The sequence below is a fragment of the Pseudomonas sp. genome (genome assembly GCF_049645325.1).
Taxonomy (GTDB): domain Bacteria; phylum Pseudomonadota; class Gammaproteobacteria; order Pseudomonadales; family Pseudomonadaceae; genus Aquipseudomonas.
This window is the reverse complement of sequence record NZ_JBARTQ010000260.1, coordinates 1-6705: the sequence shown is the minus strand read 5'-3', so window position 1 is coordinate 6705 and position 6705 is coordinate 1. Positions and strand designations below refer to the sequence as shown.

At 63.0% G+C, this 6705-nt stretch carries 6 protein-coding genes; 3 read left to right on the top strand and 3 right to left on the bottom strand.

All coding sequences use genetic code 11. The features are described 5' to 3' along the window. Window positions 1–161: 161 nt before the first annotated feature. The 3 genes from dsbG to dsbD are packed head-to-tail and all read right to left on the bottom strand — an operon-like array spanning window position 162 to window position 3477. Window positions 162–923, bottom strand: coding sequence for a thiol:disulfide interchange protein DsbG (dsbG, locus tag WBB95_RS11375; RefSeq protein ID WP_424487683.1), 762 nt, complete (start codon window positions 921–923; stop codon window positions 162–164). Beyond that, window positions 899–1750, bottom strand: coding sequence for a prolipoprotein diacylglyceryl transferase family protein (locus tag WBB95_RS11370; protein WP_424487682.1), 852 nt, complete (start codon window positions 1748–1750; stop codon window positions 899–901). Before WBB95_RS11370 ends, dsbG begins: the two co-directional genes overlap by 25 nt. Beyond that, window positions 1750–3477 carry a protein-disulfide reductase DsbD gene (gene dsbD, locus WBB95_RS11365; RefSeq protein WP_424487681.1) on the bottom strand — a complete coding sequence of 576 codons (1728 nt, stop codon included), beginning with the start codon at window positions 3475–3477 and terminating at the stop codon, window positions 1750–1752. Before dsbD ends, WBB95_RS11370 begins: the two co-directional genes overlap by 1 nt. Before the next feature lie 161 nt (window positions 3478–3638). Between dsbD and WBB95_RS11360 the strand changes: the two genes are divergently transcribed. The 3 genes from WBB95_RS11360 (at window position 3639) to WBB95_RS11350 (ending at window position 6542) form a co-directional block, all read left to right on the top strand. Next, window positions 3639–4334, top strand: coding sequence for a response regulator (locus WBB95_RS11360; RefSeq protein WP_424487680.1), 696 nt, complete (start codon window positions 3639–3641; stop codon window positions 4332–4334). Beyond that, window positions 4334–5653, top strand: coding sequence for an ATP-binding protein (locus tag WBB95_RS11355; RefSeq protein ID WP_424487679.1), 1320 nt, complete (start codon window positions 4334–4336; stop codon window positions 5651–5653). Before WBB95_RS11360 ends, WBB95_RS11355 begins: the two co-directional genes overlap by 1 nt. A 121-nt stretch (window positions 5654–5774) precedes the next feature. Further along, window positions 5775–6542: an N-acetylmuramoyl-L-alanine amidase gene (locus WBB95_RS11350; protein ID WP_424487678.1), complete on the top strand. Its 768-nt coding sequence runs from the start codon at window positions 5775–5777 to the stop codon at window positions 6540–6542. Window positions 6543–6705: the final 163 nt, after the last annotated feature.

Genomic DNA, 6705 nt, shown 5'->3' with positions numbered 1-6705 from the left:
CGGGCATGCCGAGCCTAGGCGAGGCACCGAGTGGAGGGGCAAGAGCGTTTTGCTTACTTTTGCGCTCTATCAAAAGTGAGCCGCCGTAAGGGCGGAACCTATAGAGGCCATAACCGCAAAAACGGATATGTACTCAACTCAACCACAAAAACCACGTCCACTCACTTAGGCCCAAGAATCTTGGCCAACTTCTCAGGCGAAGGCGCCCCTTGCTGCTGCTGCAACCCACCCTTGTCATCCAGATAAAAAATCGCCGGGGTGGCCGACAATTCCAGCTCTTCCATCAACTTCATATTGGCATCAAGCTTGGCCTCGATGTCCGCCGGAATCTTGTCCAGCGCCTGCAACTTGCTGCCTTTGCCCGCGGCTTCGTGTTCTTCGAGAGCCTTCTGCGGATCCTGGGCTGCGAACAAGGCAGCCGACTTGCCCGGGCTGTCTTCGCGGATAATGCCGACCATGATGTGACGCAACTGCACCTTGCCGGCTTTGACCCAAGGCCGCGCCTGTTCCCAGAACATATTGCAATACGGGCAATTCGGGTCACTGAACAAATAGACGATACGCGGCGCGTTTTTATCGCCGTCCTGAATCCAATTGCTGTGTTCCATCTTCGCCCAGACTTCCTTGGACATCGGCGCATACACCAGCTTTTCCAGCGGCGCGCTGCTCAGGTCATTGCCCTGGGCGTCGTACAAATTGCCGGCAAGCACGCTCTTGCCGTCAGCGGTCAGGTACAGGGCCATGCCCCGGTTCTGGTACTGCGCGGCGTAACCTGTGAGCCCACTCGGGGCGTCGAATTTGCCGAGGATCTTGGCGCCTTTGGCCTCGATCTGTTTGATCGGCGCCGGCCAGTCTTCGGCCTGGGCCAGGGTGGCCGCAAGCGTCAGCGGCAGCAGGGTCAGCAGGTGGCGGAGGCTTGGCATGTCGGTTTCCTTGTAGCGGCAGGGACAGTGTCGAAGGGTTCCATCGCCCGGGCCAGGCTGGCTTGGGACAGTTCACCCAGGTGGCTGTTGATCAGGCGCCCATCGGCTTGGTAGAACAGGGTGGTTGGCAACGCCATGGAGCCCACGGCCTGGCCGAGGCGGCCACTGGCGTCAAACAAAACGTTGTCGAGGGTCAGGCCCTGGGTCGCAAGGAAGGTGCTGACGCTCTGCATGCTTTCGGCCTGGTTGACGAACAGGAAGGTCACGTCGGGCCGTTGATGTTGCGCACGCTCCAGCACCGGCATTTCCCGGCGGCACGGCGGGCACCAGGTGGCCCAGAGGTTGATCACCAAGGGGCCGCCTTTGTAATCGGCCAGTTGCACCACGTCGCCGTTGGCGTTGCGCAGGGTGATATCCGGCAGTTGTGCACCCTTGTCATACAGGCTCAGGGACAAACTGGTCAGCCCCCAGAACACCAATCCGGTGACCACCCCGGCGCCGAGTGGCGTGCGCAGGGCCGGGCGGCGCCAGCCATACAACAGGGCCCCGAGCAGCAGAGCGATCACCCCGGGCCAGGCGAGAAAACCGCCGTCGCGCAGGTCGACCATCTGCAAGGGGTCGTGGCGGTAATCATTCCAATACATCAATACGAAGCTGATGCGCGCCACCAGCATGCCCAGCAGGAACAGGCTGAACAGCACCGATTCCGGATTTTCACCGCCACGCTTGGCCACGCGCCAACCCACCAGGGTAGCGAGAATCAGCGCGCCGATCAGCAGGATGTGATTCAGGGCGATGGCGAAGGTGCCGATGGTCAGGGTCAGCATCAGTGGGCGTCCCGGGTTTGCGTCCAGCGTTGCAGGAAGGCGGCGGCATCCACTTCGCCGGTGATGCGTTGGGCACGGCGTTCTTCGCCGTCCGGGCCGATCCACACGAAGCTTGGCGGCCCCGGTACTTTGTAGCGGCCGAGCAGCGCGCGGCTGGCGGCGTTGTCGGCGGTGACGTCCAGGCGTAGCAGGCGCACGTCTTTGAGCGCGGCCATCACTTCAGGCTGGCCGAACACCTGTTTTTCCATGATCTTGCACGACACACACCAGTCGGCGTAGTAGTCCACCAGCACCCATTGGCCCTGGGCCTTGGCGCTGTCGAGCTGGCTTTGCAGCACGCTCGGGTCGTTGATTGTCATGAAGGCGTCGTGGGCGCTCGGTGCCGCGGCAACCGTTGACCCGCTGTAGACCTTCAACGGTTGCCACAGGTCGTCGCTGCCACCGGCTGCGCCCACCACCAACACCGCGCCCCACAGGCCCAGCACCAGGGAGCCGGCGCCGAACACCTTGGCTGCCAGGCCGTATTCGCGGGCCAGCGTCCAGCCGCAGTAAGCCATCACCAGCGCCAATGCACCCCACAAGCCAAGCCACAGGCTTTCGCCGACCACCGGGCGAAGCATCAACACGGCGGTGCCGAGGAACAGGAAGCCGAAGACGCCCTTGAGTACGTTCATCCAGGTGCCCGGCTTGGGCAGGAAGCGGTTACCCACGGTCACCAGCAACAGCAGCGGAATACCGATGCCGATGCCCATGGCGAACAGGATCAAACCGCCGTGCAGCGCGTTGCCGCTTTGCGCGATATAGAGCAGCGCGCCGGCCAGCGGCGCGGTCATGCACGGGCCGACCAAAAGGCCGGACAAGGCGCCGAGAACGCCGGCGCCGACCAGGCTGCCGCCGCTTTGCTGGCGGCTGACCGTGTCCAGGCGATCGCGCAGGAAGGCCGGCAATTGCAGTTCAAAGAAGCCGAACATCGGCAGCGCGAGGACCACGAACAGCGCAGCGAAACTGCCCAGGATCCACGGGGTTTGCAGCAACGCGGCGAGGTTGCTGCCGAGCAGTGCGGCCAATACGCCGAGCGCCGCGTACACCAACGCCATGCACACCACATAGCTGCTGGCGAGGGCAAAACCGCGACGCGGGCTGGCGCCACTGCCCACCACCAGGCCGGCGAGAATCGGCAGCATCGGCAGTGAGCACGGGGCGAACGCCAGCAGCAGGCCCAAACCAAAGAACACCAGCAGGCTCCAACCCAGGCTGCGCTGTTGCAGGCCGCTGGCCAGGCTTTGGTCCTGGGCTTGTGCGGTGGCGGCGACGGCCGGGTTACCGCCCAGGTCGACGGTGATCGACTGCGGCGGGTAGCACAGGCCAGCGTCGGCGCAGCCCTGCCAGCCCAGCTTGACCTGGCCGGTGGCACCCGCGGGGATCTTCACTTCCAGGCCCTGGCGGTACACTTGCTGCTCGCCGAAGAACTCATCGCTATGGGCTTCGCCTTGCGGCAAGGCAGGCTTTTCGGCGAGGCCGTCGAACTTCAGGCGCTGCTGGTAAAGGTAATATCCGTCGGCAATCTGCCAATACAGCTGGGTTTCGCCACTTTCAAGACGCTCGGAGGTAAACGTGAAGGCTTTGCCCACCGGGAGGAAATCGGGTTTGGTCTCAAAGGGATTGCCCGGCGCAGCCTGGGCAAACCCTGCGAACAACACCAGCAGAAAGGTAAACAGATGCCGCATGGTCAAGCCTTAGTTCGATGCAAGTGAGGACACAATGTGTGGCGTTGATTAACCGATGATTAACCGCGGCTATTCTAGAGGGTGCGTGCAGGTTTTAGCGGCATAATCCGCGCTTAATCTGCGGCACCTTTAATTTCCCCATCTTTCATGAAGGGTTAACCATGCACGTACTGGTCTGTGAAGACGATGAACTGATCGCCAGCGGTATCGTCGCCGGGCTCGGCGCCCAGGGCTTTACCGTCGAGCGCGTGGCCACGGCCGCCGCCGCGCGGGCGATGCTCAAGGCTGCCACGTTCGACATCATGGTGCTCGACCTCGGTTTGCCTGACGAAGACGGCCTCAAGCTGCTGCAGCAACAGCGCAGCCAGGGCCTGGAAATCCCGGTGCTGATCCTCACTGCGCGGGACTCGGTGACCAACCGTGTCGACGGCCTGCAAGCCGGTGCCGACGACTACCTGCTCAAACCCTTCGACTTGCGTGAGCTCGCCGCGCGCCTGCAAACCCTGCTACGGCGGGTGGCGGGGCGCAGGGTCAACCTGATCGAACACGGCCCGTTGGCTTACGACCCCAGCAGTCGCGAAACCTTTCTGGCGGGCCAGCCGGTGGACCTTTCCCGGCGCGAACAAGCCTTGTTGCAGGCGCTGTTGCACAACAAGGGCCGCGTGCTGTCCAGCGAACAGCTCAAGGACAGCGTCTACGGCTTTAACGACGAACTGGAAAGCAACGCCCTCAATGTGCACATCCACCACCTGCGGCGCAAATTGGGCAACGGTATCGTCGAGACCGTGCGCGGCCTCGGGTATCGCCTGGGCACGGCCGATGGTGGGCCGGCTGCTGAAGGAGAAAACGCTTCGTGATGAGTTTGCGCCTGCGCCTGACGTTCAAGCTGGGCGCCGCTTTTGTGCTGATCTGGGTGCTGGCAGCGGCCTGGATGCTCAACGATTTGCGCAACCAGATGATGTTTTCCCTCGACCAGCGCCTGGTGGCGTCGGCGCGCATGGTGGCCGGCCTGACCGAACAGATGCCGGGCCTGGCCAGCGTGAGTGGCGGCACGCATTTGCGCACCGGGCAACTGGATGTGCCGGGCGGCATGGCCTGTCAGGTCAGCTCCTTGCGCGGGGAAATCCTGGCGCGCAGCCACACCACCCCGGATGAAGGCCTGGAGTCGCGCAAAAGTGGCTTTCGCGACCAGGTCATCGACGGCGTGGGCTGGCGCAGTTTCACCCTGTCCCGTGGCGACCTGCTGATTACGACGGCCGACCGCCAAGTGGAGCGTGAGGCGCTGAACCTGTCGATCCTGTTGGCGGCGTCGGTGCCGGTGGGCGTGGCGTTGCTGGGTTGCCTGTGCCTGCTGTGGCTGGGCATCGGCCAAAGCCTGGTGCCGCTCAACCGCATGCGCGATGCGTTGATGCGCCGCAGCGCCGATTCGCTCGAACCGCTGCAGATTCATCCGCTGCCGAGCGAGCTGAAACCGCTGCTCGACACCCAGAACCAACTGTTGCAGCGCATCGCCAAGACCATCGAGCGTGAGCGCCGTCTGACCGGCGACGCGGCCCATGAGCTGCGCAGCCCGTTGACCGCGATCAAGACCCACCTGCAAGTGGCGCGCATGACCGACGGTGCCGCCCGCGACCAGTCCCTGGCCCACGCCGAAGAAGGCGCCGACCGCCTGCACCGTACCCTGGAGCAATTACTGTTGCTGGCGCGGGTGGAGGGCAACCTGTCGTTTGATGACGGCATGCACTCCAGCGCCGAGCAGGTGGCGAGGTTGGCGATTCAGGACGCGAATGCCGGTGACAATTCACGTATCGACCTGATCCTGCCGGCCAACGTTTCCGGGACCCCGGTGGAAATGCCGGTGGGCCTGGCCGTCGCGGCCCTGCGCAACCTGCTGGATAACGCCTTGCGCCATACCCCGGCGAATACACGGGTGGAGCTGAGTGTGTTCACCGGCATCGACAACGTGGTGTTCCGCGTGCGCGACCATGGCAAGCAGATCTCCAGCGAAGACCTGCAATACCTGACCCAACGTTTCTGGCGCAATGGCAGCAGCGAGGGCTGTGGGCTTGGGTTGGCGATTGTCCAAGCGATCGTCCAGCGTTGCTCGTGCTCATTGAAATTCGACAGCCAGCCGGACGGCCTGCGGGTTGAGCTGGGGATGCCGCTGCGACGCTGATGCCTTTTCCAGGTGCCAAATAGTTACCGCCCTCCTGAGAATCATCCCCTCAGGATGGCGGTAATTTTTTTGCGCTTGAACAGGCCGAATGACTCGGCCTGAATTGAAAAGGACAGCGTTTATGTGGGTGATCGATAACAGTTTTCCAGCCCAGGACTTCAACGAACGCAACGGCGAGCCGGTGCAGCAGGTGATCCTGCATTACACCGCCGCACCGTTTGCATCCTCGCTGCACACCCTGACCCGACACGGCGTCAGTGCGCACTATCTACTGCCTGATCCTGACGAGCCTGGCTACCTGGCCCGTGGGTATGACGCGTTGCGGGTGTTTCGGCTGGTGGACGAAGGCAAGCGTGCCTGGCATGCCGGGGTGAGCCATTGGGGTGGCCGGGATAACCTCAACAGCCGCTCGATTGGCATCGAGATCGTCAACCTGGCGCGCGATGATGCCGGGGTGTTTACGTTTCCGGCGTATGGGCAGGCGCAGGTCGAGGGGCTGGTTGCGTTGGTGCGCGATGTGCTGGGGCGGTACCCGCAGATTGGGCCGACCGACATTCTTGGCCATTCGGACGTGGCGTATTGGCGCAAGCGTGATCCGGGGCCTCGGCTGCCGTGGCGGTGTTTGCATGAGGCCGGGGTGGGGGCCTGGTTTGACGAGGGCACACGGGCGATGTATCAGCGACGGTTTTGCCTCGGGTTGCCGCCGGAGGTGGAGGTGGAGCGGGCGTTTCAGCGGTATGGGTATAGGCCGGCGTGGAACCGTGAGGCGTTTGAGCAACGGACTCGGGCGTTTCAGATGCACTTTCGGGCGCGGGATTATTGTGGGGTTCTGGATGGGGAGACGTGTGCGATTTTGTATGCGTTGAATGAGAGGTATCGGGGGATTTGAGGTGGGTGTTTATCCGTTATTTGGGTGAGGGCTGAGATGGGTTCCGCTCTTACAGCGGCTCACTTTTGGTGGAGCGCAAAAGTAAGCAAAACGCTCTTGCCCCTCCACTCGGCACCTCGCTTAGGCTCGGTGTGCCCTCACTCCGGCTTGAATCCGTGGGCCG

Coding starts and splice junctions, on each gene's coding strand:
- WBB95_RS11360 (WP_424487680.1), top strand. CDS start 3,639: ATGCACGTACTGGTCTGTGAAGACGATGAACTGATCGCCAGCGGTATC.
- WBB95_RS11355 (WP_424487679.1), top strand. CDS start 4,334: ATGAGTTTGCGCCTGCGCCTGACGTTCAAGCTGGGCGCCGCTTTTGTG.
- WBB95_RS11370 (WP_424487682.1), bottom strand. CDS start 1,750: ATGCTGACCCTGACCATCGGCACCTTCGCCATCGCCCTGAATCACATC.
- dsbG (WP_424487683.1), bottom strand. CDS start 923: ATGCCAAGCCTCCGCCACCTGCTGACCCTGCTGCCGCTGACGCTTGCG.
- WBB95_RS11350 (WP_424487678.1), top strand. CDS start 5,775: ATGTGGGTGATCGATAACAGTTTTCCAGCCCAGGACTTCAACGAACGC.
- dsbD (WP_424487681.1), bottom strand. CDS start 3,477: ATGCGGCATCTGTTTACCTTTCTGCTGGTGTTGTTCGCAGGGTTTGCC.